Origin of the sequence: Streptomyces sp. NPDC004732, from assembly GCF_040609235.1 — a bacterium.
In the GTDB taxonomy this organism is placed as follows: Bacteria; Actinomycetota; Actinomycetes; order Streptomycetales; family Streptomycetaceae; genus Streptomyces.
The window spans coordinates 277,517-296,546 of record NZ_JBEXJR010000006.1; the positions used below are offsets into that span (position 1 = coordinate 277,517).

General features: G+C 68.4%; 18 protein-coding genes. 14 read left to right on the forward strand and 4 right to left on the reverse strand.

Annotation, left to right across the window (positions count from 1 at the left end):
- Positions 1 to 54: 54 nt before the first annotated feature.
- The gene (locus tag ABZV77_RS19915) at positions 55 to 1,641 is read left to right on the forward strand and encodes an ABC transporter substrate-binding protein (RefSeq protein ID WP_356258288.1); all 1,587 of its coding nucleotides are present in this window, start codon (positions 55 to 57) and stop codon (positions 1,639 to 1,641) included.
- Between the two features lie 108 nt (positions 1,642 to 1,749).
- Here ABZV77_RS19915 and ABZV77_RS19920 read toward each other — a convergent pair whose 3' ends face one another.
- Positions 1,750 to 2,421 carry a response regulator transcription factor gene (locus ABZV77_RS19920; protein WP_055568772.1) on the reverse strand — a complete coding sequence of 224 codons (672 nt, stop codon included), beginning with the start codon at positions 2,419 to 2,421 and terminating at the stop codon, positions 1,750 to 1,752.
- 15 nt (positions 2,422 to 2,436) lie between these two features.
- Complete coding sequence (locus tag ABZV77_RS19925; RefSeq protein ID WP_356258290.1) at positions 2,437 to 3,318, reverse strand: RecB family exonuclease; 882 nt, start codon at positions 3,316 to 3,318, stop codon at positions 2,437 to 2,439.
- Positions 3,319 to 3,447: 129 nt separating this feature from the next.
- Here ABZV77_RS19925 and ABZV77_RS19930 point away from each other — a divergent pair, with 129 nt between their 5' ends.
- The 3 genes from ABZV77_RS19930 to ABZV77_RS19940 all read left to right on the forward strand — a co-directional run bounded on the left by ABZV77_RS19930 (position 3,448) and on the right by ABZV77_RS19940 (position 6,792).
- Positions 3,448 to 5,046, forward strand: a complete 1,599-nt coding sequence (locus ABZV77_RS19930) for a site-2 protease family protein (protein ID WP_356258293.1) — start codon at positions 3,448 to 3,450, stop codon at positions 5,044 to 5,046.
- Between the two features lie 38 nt (positions 5,047 to 5,084).
- Positions 5,085 to 5,987: a tRNA (adenine-N1)-methyltransferase gene (locus tag ABZV77_RS19935; protein ID WP_356258295.1), complete on the forward strand. Its 903-nt coding sequence runs from the start codon at positions 5,085 to 5,087 to the stop codon at positions 5,985 to 5,987.
- 217 nt (positions 5,988 to 6,204) lie between these two features.
- On the forward strand, positions 6,205 to 6,792 hold the full coding sequence (locus tag ABZV77_RS19940; RefSeq protein ID WP_356258298.1) for a hypothetical protein: 588 nt from the start codon (positions 6,205 to 6,207) through the stop codon (positions 6,790 to 6,792).
- A gap of 19 nt (positions 6,793 to 6,811) precedes the next feature.
- Here the strand turns inward: ABZV77_RS19940 and ABZV77_RS19945 are convergent, their stop codons facing one another.
- The gene (locus ABZV77_RS19945; RefSeq protein WP_356258301.1) at positions 6,812 to 7,123 is read right to left on the reverse strand and encodes a ferredoxin; all 312 of its coding nucleotides are present in this window, start codon (positions 7,121 to 7,123) and stop codon (positions 6,812 to 6,814) included.
- 254 nt (positions 7,124 to 7,377) lie between these two features.
- Between ABZV77_RS19945 and arc the strand changes: the two genes are divergently transcribed.
- From arc to prcA, 6 genes are all read left to right on the forward strand, one after another.
- The gene (gene arc / locus ABZV77_RS19950) at positions 7,378 to 9,144 is read left to right on the forward strand and encodes a proteasome ATPase (protein ID WP_055555579.1); all 1,767 of its coding nucleotides are present in this window, start codon (positions 7,378 to 7,380) and stop codon (positions 9,142 to 9,144) included.
- Between the two features lie 213 nt (positions 9,145 to 9,357).
- The gene (gene dop / locus ABZV77_RS19955) at positions 9,358 to 10,869 is read left to right on the forward strand and encodes a depupylase/deamidase Dop (RefSeq protein ID WP_356258305.1); all 1,512 of its coding nucleotides are present in this window, start codon (positions 9,358 to 9,360) and stop codon (positions 10,867 to 10,869) included.
- 123 nt (positions 10,870 to 10,992) lie between these two features.
- Positions 10,993 to 11,211 (forward strand): ubiquitin-like protein Pup, encoded by a 219-nt coding sequence (locus ABZV77_RS19960; RefSeq protein WP_055567240.1) that lies wholly within the window; start codon positions 10,993 to 10,995, stop codon positions 11,209 to 11,211.
- Positions 11,212 to 11,218: 7 nt separating this feature from the next.
- Positions 11,219 to 11,812, forward strand: coding sequence for an endonuclease VII domain-containing protein (locus ABZV77_RS19965; RefSeq protein ID WP_356258309.1), 594 nt, complete (start codon positions 11,219 to 11,221; stop codon positions 11,810 to 11,812).
- Positions 11,764 to 12,609 carry a proteasome subunit beta gene (prcB, locus tag ABZV77_RS19970; protein ID WP_356258312.1) on the forward strand — a complete coding sequence of 282 codons (846 nt, stop codon included), beginning with the start codon at positions 11,764 to 11,766 and terminating at the stop codon, positions 12,607 to 12,609. The genes ABZV77_RS19965 and prcB overlap by 49 nt, the downstream gene beginning before the upstream one ends.
- A gap of 53 nt (positions 12,610 to 12,662) precedes the next feature.
- On the forward strand, positions 12,663 to 13,442 hold the full coding sequence (prcA, locus tag ABZV77_RS19975) for a proteasome subunit alpha (RefSeq protein ID WP_356258315.1): 780 nt from the start codon (positions 12,663 to 12,665) through the stop codon (positions 13,440 to 13,442).
- Between the two features lie 81 nt (positions 13,443 to 13,523).
- Here prcA and ABZV77_RS19980 read toward each other — a convergent pair whose 3' ends face one another.
- Positions 13,524 to 14,552 (reverse strand): LacI family DNA-binding transcriptional regulator, encoded by a 1,029-nt coding sequence (locus ABZV77_RS19980; RefSeq protein ID WP_356258317.1) that lies wholly within the window; start codon positions 14,550 to 14,552, stop codon positions 13,524 to 13,526.
- Positions 14,553 to 14,699: 147 nt separating this feature from the next.
- On the opposite strand from ABZV77_RS19980, the gene ABZV77_RS19985 reads away from it, so the two are divergent.
- The 4 genes from ABZV77_RS19985 (at position 14,700) to ABZV77_RS20000 (ending at position 18,902) form a co-directional block, all read left to right on the forward strand.
- A complete protein-coding gene (locus ABZV77_RS19985) occupies positions 14,700 to 15,959 on the forward strand; it encodes an MFS transporter (protein WP_356258320.1) in 1,260 nt (419 codons plus the stop codon).
- A 9-nt stretch (positions 15,960 to 15,968) separates the two neighbouring features.
- Positions 15,969 to 17,330 (forward strand): Pup--protein ligase, encoded by a 1,362-nt coding sequence (pafA, locus tag ABZV77_RS19990; protein ID WP_055567245.1) that lies wholly within the window; start codon positions 15,969 to 15,971, stop codon positions 17,328 to 17,330.
- Between the two features lie 138 nt (positions 17,331 to 17,468).
- Positions 17,469 to 18,470, forward strand: a complete 1,002-nt coding sequence (locus tag ABZV77_RS19995) for an FKBP-type peptidyl-prolyl cis-trans isomerase (protein ID WP_356258324.1) — start codon at positions 17,469 to 17,471, stop codon at positions 18,468 to 18,470.
- Positions 18,471 to 18,527: 57 nt separating this feature from the next.
- Complete coding sequence (locus ABZV77_RS20000) at positions 18,528 to 18,902, forward strand: FKBP-type peptidyl-prolyl cis-trans isomerase (RefSeq protein ID WP_356258326.1); 375 nt, start codon at positions 18,528 to 18,530, stop codon at positions 18,900 to 18,902.
- Positions 18,903 to 19,030 lie beyond the last annotated feature (128 nt).

Consider the following 19,030-nt stretch of genomic DNA (forward strand, 5'->3'; position numbering starts at 1 on the left):
CACCCCAGGGCTCCTCGAGTTCCAGCGAACGACCACAACACCTAAGGCACGTAAGTGAAATGTCGTAACCAGTGGCTGGCCCTTCCCCTCTCGGGAGGGCTCGCCGCCGCTCTGCTGACCGGCTGCGGTACGGAAACGGGCGGTGCGGGGGACACGGGCGACGCGGTAGTGATGGGGATGTCCGACGACGTCCTCGCCACCGACCCGGCATCCGGCTACGACCCCGGTTCCTGGCTCCTGTTCAACAACGTCTTCCAGTCGCTCCTGAGCTTCCCCAAGGGCGCCACCGAGCCCGAGCCGGAGGCCGCCGAGGAGTGCGGATTCACCGACACGGAGGCGAAGGTCTTCAAGTGCGAGCTGCGTGACGGGCTGAAGTTCAGCAACGGCAACGCGCTCACCTCGAAGGACGTCAAGTTCTCCTTCGACCGCATGCGGAAGATCAACGACGACGACGGTCCGGCGCTGATGTTCCCGATGCTCGACCAGGTGCAGACGCCGGACGCCAAGACCGTGGTCTTCAAACTGAAGTACTCCGACGCGACCTTCCCCAGCAAGATCGCCTCGGGTGCCGGTTCGATCGTGGACCACACCGAGTACGACATGAACGGGCTGCGCGGCGACGGCAAGGCCGTCGGCTCAGGACCGTACAAGCTGGACTCGTTCAGCAAGGAGCAGGCGGTCTTCTCCGTCAACTCCGACTACCAGGGCACCGCGAAGGTGAAGAACGAGGGCGTCGCCATCAAGTTCTTCCGCGGCGACCAGAAGGGCCTCAAGAAGGCGCTCCTGGAGGGCAGGATCGACGTGGCCTACCGAGGCCTCGCCGCCGCGGACATCGCCGACATCGAGCAGGACACCTCCAAGGACGGCCAGGACGTCGACATCGTCGAGGGCACCAGCGCCGAGGTGCAGCACCTGGTCTTCAACATGAAGGACCCGGTGGCGGGCAAGCTCGGCGTCCGCAAGGCCATGGCGTACCTCCTGGACCGGGACGCCCTGGTCAAGGAGGTCTACCAGGACACGGCCACGCCGCTGTACTCGATCGTCCCCGCGGGCATCGGCGGCCACAACACCGCCTTCTTCGACACCTACGGCGCCCGTCCGCAGCGCGCCAAGGCCGCCGCCGCGCTGCGCGCCGACGGCGTCGAGGGCAAGGCCAAGCTCACCCTCTGGTCGACGCCCACCCGCTACGGCCCGGCCACCGACCACGAGCTGAAGGCCATAGCCAAGCAGCTCAACGCGTCCGGCCTCTTCGACGCCGACGTGAAGTCCGTCGCCTTCGACCAGTACGAGAGGGACATCGAGGCGGGCAAGTACGGCGTCTACGTCAAGGGCTGGGTGCCCGACTATCCGGACGCCGACAACTTCACGCAGCCGTTCTTCGGCAAGGGCAACGTCCTCGGCAACCACTTCGCGAACAGCACCATCACCTCGAAGATCATCCCGGGCACCGCCACGGAGAGCGACCGCACCAAGACCGACAAGCAGTACGACGAGCTGCAGGACATCGTGGCCGAGCAGCTGCCCGTCCTGCCGGTGTGGCAGGCCAAGCAGTACGCGGTCGTCCGCGACAGCGTCTACGGCCTGGAGTCCTGCCTCGACGCGTCGACGGTCTTCCGCTTCTGGGAGATCAGCAAGGGCTGACCGTGCCCCACGCCGACCGTGCCGCATGACGAAGGTGGCCGCCCCCTCGGGGACGGCCACCTTCGTCGTTCACACGGCTGCCGCGTCACTGCTCACGCGGTTTCCCGGTCACTGTGCGCCAGGACGCACCAAGCCGCTCTCGTACGCGTACACCGCGGCCTGCACCCGGTCACGCAGCCCCAGCTTCGTCAGCACATGCCCCACGTGCGTCTTCACGGTCGTCTCGCTCACGAAGAGGTCCGCCGCGATCTCGGCGTTCGACAGGCCGCGGGCGACCAGCTTCAGGACCTCGACCTCGCGCTCGGTCAGCGTGTGCAACGTGTCCGGCACCGGCTCGTCGCCGGACGGCAGGTGCGCCGAGTACTTGTCGAGGAGTCGGCGCGTGATGCTCGGCGCGAGCATCGCCTCGCCCGCCGCGACCACCCGGATCGCCTGCACCAGCTCGTTCGCCGGGGCGTCCTTGAGGAGGAAGCCGCTGGCGCCCGCCCGCAGCGCCTCCACCACGTACTCATCGAGGTCGAAGGTGGTCAGCACCAGCACCTTCGCCGGACCGTCCCGGCCAGGACCGGTGATCTGGCGGGTCGCCTCGACGCCGTCCATCCGCGGCATGCGGATGTCCATCAGGACCACATCGGGCTGCAGCGCCCGCACCTGGTCCTGAGCCTGCAGGCCGTCTCCGGCCTCGCCGACGACCGCGATGTCCTGCTCGGCCTCCAGAATCATCCGGAACCCGGTGCGCAACAGCGGCTGGTCATCGACCAGTAGGACGCGGATCGCCACGTGTCTCTCCTTCAGCTAGCCCGCGCCCATTCTGCCCTGCTCGGCCTCCGTCGACTCGGGCACCCTCACAGGAAGCGGATACGGCGGGGGAGTCCCACCGAATTCCGGGCATACCGCCTGATGATCGCACCAGCCGCACAATTTGGTGGGCCGCGGCCGCCAGTTCCCGGTCTCCGTCGCCAGCTCGATCGCCTCCCACAGCGCGAGCAGCTTGCGCTCCACCCGCTCCAGGTCCGCCACCACCGGGTCGTACGTGATCACATCACCGCTGCCCAGATAGACCAGCTGCAGACGGCGCGGCACCACACCCTTCAGACGCCACACCACCAAGGCGTAGAACTTCATCTGGAACAGCGCGCCCTCCGCGTACTCGGGACGCGGGGCCTTGCCCGTCTTGTAGTCGACGATGCGGACCTCGCCCGAGGGAGCCACGTCCACGCGGTCGATGATGCCGCGCAGCTTCAGCCCCGACGCCAGCTCGGCCTGCACGAACAGCTCCCGCTCGGCGGGCTCCAGACGAGTCGGATCCTCCAGCGTGAACCAGCGCTCCACCAGCTTCTCCGCGTCGGACAGCCAGCGCGCCATGCGCTCGCCCTCCGGATCGTCCGCGAACAGCTCCGTCAGCTCCGGCTTCGACTCCCGCAGCCGGTCCCACTGCCCAGGAATGAGCGACTTGGCCCGCGGCGCCGTCCGCTCGCCCGCCGGGGCGTCGAAGAGCCGCTCCAGAACCGCATGCACCAAAGTGCCCCGCGTCGCCGCCTCACTCGGCTTCTCCGGCAGCTTGTCGATCACCCGGAACCGGTACAGCAGCGGACACTGCATGAAATCGCCCGCGCGCGAGGGCGACAGAGACGCCGGGCGCACGGCCGCCACGGCACCGTCGGAGCTGGTTTCCATGACAACAGACCCTACGACCCGACACTGACAACAGCCGCATACCATCGACGACAGACCCTCTCGCCCTGCATGATCGTGCGGGTAACCACGCCATACCGGGGCGAGGGACGCTTCGAACGAGGGGACATCGTGGACGAAAGCGGCGGGAGCGGCAAGCCGCAGTCCGACGGCGCGGAGGGCCTGCGGCCGACGGAGCCACAGGGCCCGCACCAAGCGCCCGGCTCCCAGGAGCCGACGCGCCCGGTCGACACAGCCCAGGAACCGGAGCGCCCGGCGGACGAGCCCCGGCGCCCGGCCGAAGAGCCGAAGCGCCCGGCCGCACCGGCCGACACGGCCGGTGCGGACGACCCGGTGGGCCCGGCCGACGCGTCCGACGGACCGGCGCAGCCGGGACGGGACGGCGCCGGCACGCGCCCCGCCGAGCCGTCGAGCAGCGACAGCCGCATCACCCTCACCAAGGCCCCCGGGCAAGAACGCCCCACCGAGCCCCAGCGCCCCCGCGCCGCACACTCCGGACGCACCGGCGGGCCCGGCGGCCCCGGCAAGGGAGCCCCCGTGCCGCCCAAGGCACAGAAGGGCCCCGGCGGCGGCCTGCTCATGGGCAAGCCCTTCGGCGTGCCCGTCTACGTGGCCCCCAGCTGGTTCCTCGTCGCCGCCCTCATCACCTGGGTCTTCGGCAACCAGCTCGACCGCGTCCTGCCCGAACTCGGCGGCGCCCGCTACCTCGTCTCACTCTTCTTCGCGGTGGCCTTCTACGCCTCGGTGCTCGTCCACGAGCTCGCCCACACCGTCGCGGCCCTCCGCTTCAAGCTGCCCGTGCGCCGCATCCAGCTGCAGTTCTTCGGCGGCGTCTCCGAAATCGAGAAGGAGTCCGAGACCCCCGGCCGCGAGTTCGTCCTCGCCTTCGTCGGCCCGCTCCTCTCCCTCGTGCTCGCCGGTGTCTTCTACGCCGGAATGCGCACCGTAGAACCCGGCACCGTCCCCGGCGTCCTGCTCGCCGGACTGATGATCTCCAACCTCATCGTCGCCGCCTTCAACCTCCTGCCCGGCCTGCCCCTGGACGGCGGCCGCATGCTGCGCGCCGTCGTCTGGAAAATCACCGGCAAGCCCATGAGCGGCACCGTCGCCGCCGCCTGGGTCGGACGCGCCCTCGCCATCTCCGTCCTCATCGGCCTGCCCCTCCTCAACCAGTCCGGCGCCCTCGGCGGCGACACCCAGGAAATCGGCGGCATGGACACCGTCACCGACGCCCTGCTCGCCGCGATCCTCGCCGCGATCATCTGGACCGGCGCCGGAAACAGCCTCCGCATGGCCCGCCTCCGCGAGCACCTGCCCGAGCTCCGCGCCCGCACCCTGACCCGCCGCGCCGTCCCCGTCGAGACCGACACCCCCCTCTCCGAGGCGCTGCGCAGGGCCAACGACGCAGGAGCCCGCGCCCTCGTGGTCGTCGACCCCGACGGCGACCCCATGGCCCTCGTCCGCGAGGCGGCCATTGTCTCCGTGCCCCAGCACCGCCGCCCCTGGGTCGGCGTCGGAGGCCTCGCCCAGGACATCACCGAAGGCATGCGCATCTCCGCCGAGCTCGCCGGGGAGGAGCTGCTCGACACGCTCCGCGCCACCCCCGCCACCGAGTACCTCGTCGTCGAGGAGTCCGGCGAGATCTACGGAGTCCTGTCCGCCGCCGACGTCGAGCGCGCCTTCGTCAAGGCGATGGCCCGCCCGACCTAGTGGTCGGCGGCCCGCGCGGGGGCCGGTAGGCTGGTCACATGTCCGAACCGACCGGTGCCGCCCGCCGTCGCGGGCCCTTCAAGGTCGGGGACCAGGTCCAGCTCACCGACCCCAAGGGACGCCACTACACGTTCACGCTCGAGGCCGGGAAGAACTTCCACACCCACAAGGGTTCCTTCCCCCACGACGAGCTGATCGGCGCTCCCGAGGGCAGTGTTGTCCGAACCACGGGAAACGTCGCCTACCTGGCGCTGCGACCCCTGCTCCCCGACTACGTCCTGTCCATGCCCCGCGGTGCCGCCGTGGTCTACCCCAAGGACGCGGGGCAGATCCTGGCCTTCGCCGACATCTTCCCCGGCGCACGCGTCGTCGAGGCGGGCGTGGGCTCCGGCTCGCTCAGCAGCTTCCTGCTCCGCGCCATCGGCGACCAGGGCATGCTGCACTCCTACGAGCGCCGCGAGGACTTCGCCGAGATCGCCCAGCAGAACGTGGAGCGCTACTTCGGCGCCCCGCACCCCGCCTGGCAGCTCACCGTCGGCGACCTCCAGGACAACCTCAGCGACACCGAGGTCGACCGGGTCATCCTGGACATGCTCGCCCCCTGGGAGTGCCTCGAGGCCGTCTCCAAGGCACTCGTCCCCGGCGGCATCCTCTGCTGCTACGTCGCGACCACCACCCAGCTCGCCAGGACCGTCGAGTCCATCCGCGAGATCGGCGGCTTCAACGAGCCGACCGCCTGGGAGTCGATGATCCGCAACTGGCACATCGAGGGCCTCGCCGTCCGCCCCGACCACCGCATGATCGGGCACACCGGCTTCCTCCTCACCGCCCGCCGCCTCGCGGACGGCGTGGAGCCGCCCATGCGCCGCCGCCGCCCCGCCAAGGGCGCCTACGGCGACGACTACTCCGGCCCCAACGCCGACGGCGGCTCCCCGCGCTGACCCGCGCGGCAGGCCCCACCCAACGAAACGGCGCCGCCGCCGAGTTCCCTGACCGACCAGGGAACTCGGCGGCGGCGCCGTTTCGTTGGCAGGACACCAGCCCCGTACCGGAAGAACCGCGAGAACCACCGGACCCCGGTGTTCCACCTCACTGTGACGTATGGCACGATGCTGGCCACCTCCCCACCGGCACAGCCCTCACAGGAGACACTTCCTCGTGCAGCACCCCGCCGTCCCGGAACTGGCGCACACCACCACCCGCCCCATCCACTGGCTGGCCATAGCGGCCGCACTGGCCGCCGTCGTCGCGGGCTCCGCAGTCCTGCAGCCCGACGCCGCCACCGCAGCCCAGACCGGCCCCAAGGCGCACTCCAGAGCCGCCGCGGGCGCACCCGCACCGGCCCCCGCGCCCGACCCCGCCTCCGTCGACTTCCCGATCGCCTGCGGCCCCGTGAAGGCCGTGGTCAAGAAGAAGGCCTCCGGCGACCTCGACGGCGACGGCAGGCCCGAAACCGTCGCCGTCGTGCACTGCGAGGCAGGCTCGGGCACCCCGCCCGACGGGATCTACGTCATCACCAGGCCCAAGACGGGCAAGCCGCGCGTGGTCGCCACCCTCGTCGACCCCAAGGACCGACAGACCGTGCGCGACTTCGCCCTGCGCGACGGCGCCATCAGCGCGACCCTGCTCGGCTACTCCTCACCCGACGTGCCCCGCTGCTGCCCCGACCAGGAGGACAAGGCCAAGTGGCAGTGGAAGGACGGGACGTTCGAGCGGGCCGCGCCCGCCGAGGCGCGCAGCGTGTGACGCCCCCGCAGGGGCGGAATCAGGCCGCGTCGGGGCCGTAGACCTCGACCCTGTCCTGAACGCGGCGCACATGAATGCAGTCCCCGGGGCATTCCTTGGCCGAGTCCACGACATCCCTGAGGAGCGGCAACGGCACGGGCGTTGTGGCACCCGGGGCCTGCAGCAGCTCGTCCTCGCCGCTCTTCACATACGCCAGACCATCGATGTCCAGCTCGAAGACCTCGGGCGCGTACTGCGCACAGATGCCGTCCCCGGTACAGAGGTCCTGGTCGATCCAGACCTCCAGATCGTGGCCCTCACTGCCGGTCTCGGCCTCGTGCCGCACGGTCATCTCTCCTGCCTGTGGCTGCGCCGAGCGGCCCGACAATGCAGCAAGTCGGGCCAGCCCTGACGGGTGTTGAACACTTCGACGATACAACCGCCCGCTTTCCGATGTTGTTGGGTGGGTATTCACCTGGTGTGAGGGAGAGCGCAAGGGTGAAGATCGGACACACCCCCACTGTCTTTGTGATCTAGGGGTTTCAATCGACACCCACCCAGGTAGGGTCTGGAAGCGTCCAGCTCCCCTTGGAGGAGGTGAGGACCGTGGCAGCCCACGACGACGACATCAACCGCGGCATCCGGCCGGGGCGAGGGTCTGAAGACCCCGCCGGTCAGGTTGCCTATCTCGAGCAGGAAATCGCCGTCCTGCGACGCAAGCTCGCCGACTCTCCGCGTCATACGAGGATTCTCGAAGAGCGGATCGTCGAGCTGCAGACCAACCTGGCCGGCGTGTCCGCACAGAACGAGCGGCTCGCCAACACGCTCCGTGAGGCCCGCGACCAGATCGTGGCCCTCAAGGAGGAAGTCGACCGGCTCGCACAGCCACCGGCCGGCTTCGGAGTCTTCCTCGTGGCGAACGAGGACGGCACGGCGGACATCTTCACCGGGGGCCGCAAGCTCCGGGTGAACGTCAGCCCGAGCGTGGAGCTCGAAGAGCTCAGGCGCGGCCAGGAAGTGATGCTCAACGAAGCGCTCAACGTGGTCGAGGCCATGGAGTACGAGAGCGTCGGCGACATCGTCACCCTCAAGGAAATCCTCGAGGACGGCGACCGAGCCCTGGTGGTGGGACACACCGACGAAGAACGAGTGGTCCGGCTCGCCGAACCCCTCCTCGACGTCACCATCCGCCCGGGCGACGCCCTTCTGCTGGAACCCCGCTCCGGATACGTCTACGAGGTCGTGCCCAAGAGCGAGGTCGAAGAGCTCGTCCTCGAAGAAGTCCCCGACATCAGCTATGAAAAGATCGGCGGCCTCGGCGGCCAGATCGAAATGATCCGGGACGCCGTCGAGCTTCCGTACCTCTATCCGGACCTCTTTAAAGAGCACGAACTGCGGCCCCCCAAGGGTGTGCTGCTGTACGGGCCCCCCGGCTGCGGCAAGACACTCATCGCCAAGGCCGTCGCCAACTCTCTTGCCAAGAAGGTCGCCGAAGTCACCGGGCAGCCCGCGGGGAAGAGCTACTTCCTCAACATCAAGGGCCCCGAGCTCCTCAACAAGTACGTCGGCGAGACCGAGCGCCACATCCGCCTGGTCTTCCAGCGTGCCCGCGAGAAGGCGAGCGAGGGTACCCCCGTCATCGTCTTCTTCGACGAGATGGAATCCCTCTTCCGCACCCGTGGATCAGGCGTCAGCTCGGACGTGGAGAACACCATCGTCCCCCAGCTGCTCGCCGAGATCGACGGCGTGGAAGGCCTGGAGAACGTCATCGTCATCGGCGCCTCCAACCGCGAGGACATGATCGACCCCGCGATCCTGCGGCCCGGACGACTCGACGTCAAGATCAAGATCGAGCGCCCGGACGCCGAAGCGGCAAAGGACATCTTCGCCAAGTACCTCACCGAACGGCTCCCCCTGCACGCCGACGATCTCGCCGAGCACAGCGCCGACCGGCGCGCCACCGTGCACGGCATGATCCAGTCCGTCGTCGAGCAGATGTACGCGGAGTCCGAGGAGAACCGCTTCCTCGAGGTGACGTACGCAAACGGCGACAAGGAAGTCCTGTACTTCAAGGACTTCAATTCCGGCGCCATGATCGAGAACATCGTGGGCCGCGCCAAGAAGATGGCCATCAAGGCCTTCCTCGAAGCGAACCAGAAGGGCCTCCGGGTCGCTCACCTCCTCCAGGCTTGCATCGACGAGTTCAAGGAGAACGAGGACCTGCCCAACACGACCAACCCCGACGACTGGGCCAGGATCTCCGGAAAGAAGGGCGAACGGATCGTGTACATCCGTACGCTCGTCACCGGAAAGCAGGGCGCGGACACCGGACGCTCCATCGACACGGTGGCCAACACCGGTCAGTACCTGTAGAACGCAGGGCGGCTGCGGGTGTCCTTCACGGGTACCCGCAGCCGTCTGTTTTTCAATGAAGGCAATGATCTCCCCACCAGCGCAAAGGCGTTCTAGGCTCTTCGGTACCGCCGAGTCGCGCAGTGCGGGGACGGGCACCGCACACGCACCGGAGCACCAGCGGTACTTGAGCGCCGTTCCCGAACGGGAGCGCCGCCGGGCAAGGAGGGCCGCATGACCGTACGGCGAGTAATGGGCATCGAGACGGAGTACGGCATCTCGGTCCCGGGCCACCCCAACGCCAATGCCATGCTCACCTCATCCCAGATCGTCAACGCCTATGCCGCGGCGATGCACCGGGCGCGACGCGCCCGCTGGGACTTCGAGGAGGAGAACCCGCTGCGGGACGCGCGGGGTTTCGACCTCGCCCGCGAGGCCGCCGACGCCAGCCAGCTGACGGACGAGGACATCGGCCTCGCCAACGTCATCCTCACCAATGGCGCACGCCTGTACGTCGACCACGCACACCCCGAATACAGCTCGCCGGAGATCACCAACCCCTGGGACGCCGTCCTGTGGGACAAGGCCGGCGAACGCATCATGGCCGAGGCCGCCGAGCGCGCGGCACAGCTCCCCGGTGCCCAGCCGATCCACCTCTACAAAAACAACACCGACAACAAGGGCGCCTCGTACGGCACGCACGAGAACTACCTGATGAAGCGGGAAACCCCCTTCTCCGACATCGTGCGGCACCTGACACCGTTCTTCGTCTCCCGCCAGGTCGTCACCGGCGCGGGACGCGTCGGCATCGGACAGGACGGCCACGAGCACGGCTTCCAGCTCAGCCAGCGCGCCGACTACTTCGAGGTCGAGGTCGGCCTGGAGACCACCCTCAAGCGGCCCATCATCAACACCCGCGACGAACCGCACTCCGACGCCGAGAAGTACCGCAGGCTGCACGTCATCATCGGAGACGCCAACCTCTCCGAGATCTCGACATACCTCAAGCTCGGCACCACCTCCCTGGTCCTCGCGATGATCGAGGACGGCTTCATCGCGGTGGACCTCGCGGTCGACCAGCCGGTGCGCACGCTGCACCAGGTCTCGCACGACCCGTCCCTCAAGCACCTCGTCACGCTCCGCAGCGGCCGCTCACTCACCGCTGTCCAGCTCCAGATGGAGTACTACGAGCTGGCCCGCAAGTACGTGGAGGAGCGGTACGGCTCCGACGCCGACGACCAGACCAAGGACGTGCTGGCCCGCTGGGAGGACGTCCTCGGCCGCCTGGAGAGCGATCCGATGAGTCTCTCCGGAGAGCTCGACTGGGTGGCCAAGCGCGAACTCATGGAGGGCTACCGCCGACGCGACAGCCTCGACTGGGACGCCGCACGGCTCCACCTGGTCGACCTCCAGTACGCGGACGTACGGGCCGAGAAGGGCCTGTACAACCGCCTGGTGGCCCGGGGCAAGATGAAGCGGCTCCTCGACGAGGCGGACGTCGAGCGCGCCACCACCAAGCCGCCCGAGGACACGCGCGCGTACTTCCGCGGCCGCTGCCTCGAGCAGTACGCGGACGACGTGGCCGCGGCGTCCTGGGACTCGGTCATCTTCGACCTCCCGGGCCGTGACTCTCTGCAACGGGTACCCACGCTGGAGCCCCTGCGCGGCACGAGGAACCACGTCAAGGAACTCCTGGACCGCTGCCGCACCGCGGAAGACCTGGTGCGGGTGCTCTCCGGGGGCTGAAAGGCCCGGCGCGGGGGAATCATCGAAGTGGTCCCCCCACGTTGCGGAAGTAAGGGGCCGATGTCAGACCGCGCTTGTAGGGTCTGATCAAGAACGTCTAACCGAGCGAGCGGGGTGAGGTAGATGGCGACCAAGGACACCGGCGGCGGACAGCAGAAGGCAACGCGTCCCACCGAGGAGACCGAGGAGCAGACGCAGGACGCGCAGGGCTCCGAGGACCTCAAGGAACGCCAGGAGAAGCTGAGCGACGACGTCGACTCCGTCCTGGACGAGATCGATGACGTCTTGGAAGAGAACGCTGAGGATTTCGTGAGGTCATTTGTCCAAAAGGGTGGCGAGTAGGCAGTAAATGTCCGAGTTGCCGCAGGAGAAGAGATGCTCCCGTTGCAAGCGGACGATGGCCCGGTCGGCGTTCGCCGGCAACAAGTCCATGCGTGATGGCCTCCAGGCCTACTGCAGGGAATGTGCTGCCGAGTACTACAAGGAGCGTCAGGAAGCGAAGGGCCGTGCGGTGCGGCAGAAGGTGCCCGTGCCGCCCGGTCACAAGCGTTGTCCTCAGTGTGAGCAGATCAAGGCTCACGCTGATTGGGAGCGCAATCCGACGGGCCCTGACGGGTATGCCAGCTACTGCAAGGTCTGCCGCGCCGAGCGGAACCAGCGAAGCTACTTCAAGCGCAAGTACGGCATCACCATGGAAGAGCGGGACGAACTGCTCGTCTCTCAAGCGGGTGTCTGCTGCATCTGTTTGGCCGCCCCGGCAGTACATGTGGATCACTGCCACGACACGGGTAGGGTCCGAGGCGTACTGTGCTTCAGCTGCAACGCGGCGCTGGGGCAATTCAAGGATCGGCCGGACTCCATAAGGCGAGCGGCCGCATACGTGGAAGGAAACGCGTGGAAGCCAACACTCGTAGCACCGGGCGTCTACCGGCTGCCTTCCTGACGCCTGGTTCGTCGTCCTTCATGGACTTCCTGTCCGAGCACCAGCCGGAGATTCTCCCCGGCAACCGTCAACTGCCGCCCACTCAGGGCGTCATCGAGGCGCCGCACGGCACGACCATCGTGGCCGTGACGTTCCCCGGTGGTGTCGTCCTCGCCGGTGACCGGCGGGCGACGATGGGCAATGTCATCGCGCAGCGCGACATCGAGAAGGTGTTCCCGGCCGACGAGTATTCGGCGGTGGGCATCGCGGGCACGGCCGGTCTGGCCGTGGAGATGGTCAAGCTCTTCCAGTTGGAGCTGGAGCACTTCGAGAAGGTGGAGGGGGCCACGCTCTCGCTGGAGGGCAAGGCGAACCGGCTCTCCACGATGATCCGCAGCAACCTCGGCATGGCCATGCAGGGTCTCGCCGTGGTGCCGCTCTTCGCGGGGTACGACGTGGACCGCGAGAAGGGCCGCATCTTCTCGTACGACGTCACGGGCGGGCGTTCGGAGGAGCACGGTTTCGCGGCGACCGGTTCGGGTTCGGTCTTCGCACGCGGTGCGATGAAGAAGCTCTACCACGGCGGTCTGACCGAGGAGCAGGCGACGACGCTGGTCGTCCAGGCGCTGTACGACGCCGCGGACGACGACTCGGCGACCGGTGGTCCGGACGTGGCCCGGCGGATCTACCCCATCGTCACCGTGATTTCCGACGAGGGGTTCCGCAGGCTGACGGACGACGAGTCGTCCGCCATTGCGCGTTCGATCCTGGAGAAGCGTCTGGAGCAGCCGGACGGCCCGCGGGCCGCGTTGCTCTGAGCGCTCCGAATTCGCCACTGACTGAAGTTTTTTGACAGAAAGGGACGGATCCGGTGTCGACGCCGTTCTATGTCTCACCCCAGCAGGCCATGGCCGACCGGGCGGAATACGCCCGGAAGGGCATCGCTCGCGGCCGCAGCCTTGTCGTGATGCAGTATGCCGACGGCATCGTGTTCGTCGGCGAGAACCCGTCCCGTGCGCTGCACAAGTTCAGCGAGATCTACGACCGGATCGGCTTCGCGGCCGCCGGTAAGTACAACGAGTACGAGAATCTGCGGATCGGCGGCGTCAGGTACGCCGACCTTCGTGGATACACGTACGACCGCGATGACGTGACGGCTCGTGGGCTCGCGAACGTTTATGCGCAGACGCTCGGCACGATCTTCTCCAGCAACGCGGAGAAGCCGTACGAGGTGGAGCTGGTCGTCGCCGAGGTCGGCACCACGCCGGACGGCGATCAGATCTATCGCCTGCCGCATGACGGATCGATCGTGGACGAGCACGGTTCGGTCGCGGTCGGTGGCAATGCCGAGCAGATCAGCAGCTATCTCGATCAGCGTCACCAGGACGGGATGACGCTGGCCGAGGCGCTCAAGCTCGCGGTGCAGGCGCTGTCCCGCGATACCAACGGCAGTGAGCGGGAGATCCCCGCGGAGCGCCTGGAGGTGGCGGTCCTGGACCGGACGCGGCCTCAGCAGCGCAAGTTCAAGCGGATCGTGGGCCGTCAGCTGTCGCGGCTGCTCGACGAGGGCGGTGCGACGGACGCGCCGACCGATACGGATGCGGACTCGGACGCGGGTTCCGCGCCGAAGTCGGGTGGCGACGTCGAGTAGTCCACGCGCGCGTGCGCCCCGTGTTCCGGCCTCAGGGCCGGGGCGCGGGGCGTTTTTTGCGTGCGGGGGGAGTGCGCGGGCTCAGTGGGCGGGGCCTGGGCCCGTGGAGCCGCGGACGATCAGCTCGACGGGGAGCGGGGTGGCGTCCGGGGCGCGGCCTTCGAGGACGGCGACCAGGGATTCCATGCCGCGCTCCCCGAAGCGTTCGGCGGGCAGCCGGACCGTGGTCAGCTCGGGTTCGACGGCGGTGGCCAGGGTCAGGTCGTCGAAGCCGGTGACGGAGACGTCCTCGGGGACGCGCAGTCCGAGTCGTCGTGCGGCTTTGCAGGCACCGGCGGAGAGGAAGTCGTCGTCGCAGACGACCGCGGTGGGGCGGGGGCCCGGGGCGGACAGGGCGGCTTCCGCGACGATGCGGGCGCCTTCGACGTTGAGGGGGGCGGCGACGCGGCGTACGGCGGTGTCCGTGCCGCGCAGGGTCCGGGCGAGGGCTTCGGCGCGGACGTCGAAGGTCCAGGAGTCGACGTCGGCGGCGAGGTGCAGGAAGTCGCGGTGGCCGAGGGCCAGGAGGTGTTCTGTCACCCGGCGCATGCCGTCGGCGAGGTCGAGGTTGACGGTGGCGGCGCCCAGGCTGCCCGCGGGGTCGCTGTCGAGCATCACCAGGGGCAGGTCGTCGCCGCGGATGGTGGCCAGGGCGTCCGAGGCCATGGAGGAGGCCAGGACGCCGTCCAGGGAGGCGCGTGCCGAGGCGAAGGGGTCGCGGGCCGGGCCGATGCCTTCGGGGGAGGGGTAGAGGACGACGCCGAAGCCATGGCGGGCGGCGATGCGGGCGACTCCGGTGTAGACGTGCGCGAAGAACTCGTTGGTGAGTTCGGGGACGACGAGCAGCGCCGTTCTGGTTCTGCCCAGGCGCAGGTTGCGGGCGGCGAGGTTGGGCCGGTAGCCGAGTTCGCGGGCGGCCGAGCGGACGCGGTCGGCGGTGGGTGCGGCGACGCGGCCGCGCCATTTGTCGCCGAGTACGAGGGAGACGGTGGCCTGGGAGACTCCGGCCGCGCGTGCGACGTCGCGGCTCGTGGGGCGTGGGGCCCCGGCTTCCTGTAGTGGCCCGGCCACTGACACCTCCCGGCTCGTGTCCGCGCGATGGAGCTGCACCGTACTGCGGAATTGCGGTGGACCCGCGGACTGGGCTCATGGTACGTATGACGCCGGACGTTATACGTAAAACCCCGGCTCGGCGGCGCGGGGAGAGAGCGGGAGAGCATGGCTGCGGGATATGCGGAGATCCTCAGGACGCGCTATGCGACGCGGCTGCTCGCGGGGACGCTGGTGGGGCGGCTGCCCAACGCGACGGCGGCGATCGCGATCGTGCTGTTCATCAGGGCCGAGGGCGGCACGTACAGCCTGGCCGGTGCCCTGGCCGCGGTGTACGGCGTGGCCAACGCGGTCGGGCAGCCGCTGCTCGGGCGCCTCGTCGACCTCCACGGGCAGCCGCGCGTCCAGTTGCCCGCCGCGCTGCTCTCCGCGCTCGGCATGGCGCTGTTCGCCTTCACGGGGCCCGACCGGCTGGCTCTCGCCTATGCCGCGGTCGCGGTCGCGGGCCTGTTCACACCGCCCCTGGAGGGCGGTCTGCGGGCCCTGTGGCCGAGTGTCCTCGGCAAGGAGGAGCAGGTCCACGCGGCGTACGCGATGGACGCCATCGCCCAGGAAGTGATGTTCACCGTCGGCCCGTTGCTGGTGACCGGATGTGTGGCTCTCTGGTCGGAGCAGGCGGCGCTGCTCGTCGTCAACGCGGTCGGTGTGCTGGGTGCCCTCTCCGTAGTGGTGTCCCAGCCTTCGCGCGCGTGGCGTTCGGCGCCCAGGGAGGCGCATTGGCTCGGGGCCCTGCGCTCGCGCGGGCTCCTCGCGCTCCTCGGTGCGTTCCTCTTCATCGGGATGGCGCTCGGCTCCATCACCGTCGCCGGTGTGTCGTACGCGGACGGGAACGGCGGCGACGCGGTGTACGGCTGGATGATGGCGGCGCTGGGGCTCGGTGCGCTGGTCGGCGGGTCCGTGTACGGGGCGCGGCAGTGGAGCGGCGCGCCGGAGCGGCGGCTGAGTGTCCTGGTGGCGCTGCTGGCCGTCTGCTACTGGCCGTTGACGCTCACCCCGGGGGCGGTTGCCATGACGGCGCTCGCGGCGCTCGCCGGTGTGTTCCTCGCGCCGGCGCTCGCGTGTGCGTTCATCATCGTGGACCGGCATGCTCCGCGGGGCACGGTGACGGAGGCGTTCTCCTGGCTCGTGACGACGTTCACGGTCGGGGCTTCGCTGGGTACGGCGGCCGCGGGTCCGGTCGTGGAGTGGGGCGGCACCGGGTGGGGTTTCGCGGTGCCTGGGCTGGCCGGGGTGGCCGCGCTGATGGTTCTGCTGGCCACGACGCGGGTACTGGTACCGGTCGGAGAATCCGGGGTCGTTGCGGGTTCATCGGAAAATGATCGAAACGGTGCCGTCGAACCCGGTTTCAGTGCCCCGCATCAGGCGTAATGTTCAGTCATGGACCGCCGCATTTTCGGGCTGGAGAACGAGTACGGCGTCACATGCACGTTCAGGGGACAGCGCCGTCTGTCACCTGACGAGGTGGCGCGCTACCTCTTCCGCCGTGTTGTCTCATGGGGCCGCAGCAGCAACGTCTTTCTGCGGAACGGCGCCCGCCTCTATCTTGACGTGGGATCACATCCGGAATACGCAACACCCGAATGTGACAACGTGACCGAGCTGGTCACCCACGACAAAGCGGGCGAGCGCATTCTGGAAGGCCTGCTCGTCGACGCCGAACGCCGCCTGCACGAGGAGGGAATCGCGGGCGACGTCTATCTATTCAAGAACAACACCGATTCGGCGGGAAACTCCTACGGGTGCCACGAGAACTATCTGGTGGCCCGTCACGGGGAGTTCTCCCGGCTCGCGGACATCCTCATCCCGTTCCTCGTCACCCGGCAGCTGCTGTGTGGCGCGGGCAAGGTGCTGCAGACTCCGCGCGGCGCCGTGTACTGCGTCAGTCAGCGTGCCGAGCACATCTGGGAAGGGGTGTCCTCCGCGACCACCCGTTCCCGGCCGATCATCAACACCCGCGACGAACCGCACGCGGACGCCGAGCGGTACCGCAGGCTCCACGTCATCGTCGGCGACTCGAACATGTCCGAGACGACCATGCTCCTCAAGGTCGGCGCCACCGATCTGGTGCTGCGCATGATCGAGGCGGGCACCGTCATGCGTGACCTCACTCTGGAGAACCCGATCAGGGCCATCCGTGAGGTCTCCCACGACATCACGGGCCGCCGCAAGGTGCGCCTGGCCAGCGGCCGCGAGGCCTCGGCTCTCGAAGTGCAGCGCGAGTACTACGAGAAGGCGGTGGACTTCGTCGACCGCCGTGGCATCCGCACCGGCACGGTCGAGCAGGTCCTGGAGCTGTGGGGCCGCACGCTGGACGCGATCGAGTCCGAGGACCTCGACCGCATCGGCACCGAGATCGACTGGGTCATGAAGTACAAGCTCATCGAGCGGTACCGCGCAAAGAACAACATGACCATGTCGCACCCGCGGGTCGCGCAGATAGACCTCGCGTACCACGACATCCACCGTCGGCGGGGGCTCTACTACCTCCTGGAGAAGAAGGGGCAAGCCGCCCGGATCTGCAACGACTTGAAGATCTTCGAAGGCAAGTCGGTGCCGCCGCAGACCACCCGCGCGCGTCTGCGCGGAGACTTCATCCGGCGGGCCCAGGAGCAGCGCCGTGACTTCACGGTCGACTGGGTCCACCTCAAGCTGAACGACCAGGCACAGCGCACGGTGTTGTGCAAGGACCCCTTCCGGTCCGTGGACGACCGGGTGGAGAAGCTCATCGCCGGTATGTGACCCAAGTGGCCCCAACGACCCGAGTGGCGTTGTGGGAACGCAACACGGGCGCCGCACGTTCCTCGTGCGGCGCCCTTCTCACGCCGTAGAGTTGCGCGCACGCCAACCCACAAGATCGACCGATACGAGGCCCCCACCGTGCGCCGACGCTCACTTCTTCTCGCCGTCCCGGCCGGCCTGCTGACGCTGGCAGGCTGTGGCGACGACAAGGCCGACAAGGCCGACAAGGCCAAGCCCAGTGACAGCCCGACCAATGCCTCGTCGGCGCCGCCGACGGCGAAGATCGTGGACGGGCCGCTGCCCGAGATCACGAAGGGCACGAAGTTCGGTCAGAAGCCGACCGTTGCTAAGGGCTCGGGCAAGCCGTCCTCCGACCTGGCGGTCAAGACCCTGATCGAGGGCAAGGGCAAGGAGGTCGTCAAGGGCGACTATCTGCAGGCCAATTACCTCGGCCAGATCTGGGCGACGGCCAAGGTCTTCGACAACTCGTACGACCGGGGCAACCCCACCGTCTTCCCGATCGGTGTCGGCCAGGTCATCCCGGGCTGGGACCAGGCCCTGGTGGGCAAGAAGCTCGACAGCCGTGTGGAGCTCGCCATCCCCCCGAAGATGGGCTATGGCGAGGAGGGCAACAAGCAGGCCGGGATCAAGGGCTCGGACACGCTCGTGTTCGTCGTCGACCTGGTGGGCACCTTCACCGCCACGAGCTCCGCGAAGGGCAAGGAGGTGGCGCAGTCCAACAAGGACCTGCCCAAGGTCGGCACGAACACCGACGGCAAGGCCCCCTCCATCGACGTCCCGAAGACGAAGGCGCCGAAGAAGCTCGTCGCGTCGTACATCCTCGAGGGCGACGGCGACGAGGTGAAGGAGACCGACAGCCTCCTCTGCCAGTACGAGGGCGTGCTCTGGGCGGACGGCAAGGAGTTCGACTCCTCGTACAAGCGCAAGCAGCTGGCGTCGTTCCAGCTGGCGCAGGTCGTCAAGGGCTGGGCGCAGGGTCTGACCGGCAAGAAGGTCGGCAGCCGCGTCCTCATCGTCATCCCGCCGGAGCTGGGGTACGGCGACAAGCCCCCGCAGGGCAGCACCATCAAGAAGGACTCCACGCTGATCTTCTCCGTGGACATCCTTGCGAAGATGTGACGCCCGGGGATGTAAGACTGTCCGCGCTGACCTTTCGTATCAAAGCAGGAGCATTTCGTGAGCATTGACAAGCCCGAGGTCGACTTCCCCGTCGGCGAGCCGCCGACCGAGCTTCAGATCAAGGAGATCTGGGAGGGTGACGGGGCGGTCGCCAAGGCGGGCGACTTCGTCAAGGTCCACTACGTGGGCGTTGCCTTCAGCACGGGCGAGGAGTTCGACGCGAGCTGGAACCGCGGCAACCCGCTGGAGTTCCAGCTGGGTGCCGGTCAGGTCATCTCCGGCTGGGACCAGGGCGTGCAGGGCATGAAGGTCGGTGGCCGGCGCGAGCTGACCATCCCGGCCCACCTCGGTTACGGCGACCGTGGCGCCGGTGGCGGCCGCATCGCCCCGGGCGAGACGCTGATCTTCGTCTGCGACCTGGTCTCCGTCTGAGGACGTCTGTGACCTGATCCTTTCGCTGAGGGTCCATGCCTGTCCGGCATGGGCCCTCGGCTTTTGCCCGGACACCCCGGGGCGGTACGGTCATCGGTCGGAAGCACAATCTGAACAGCCGAGAAAGG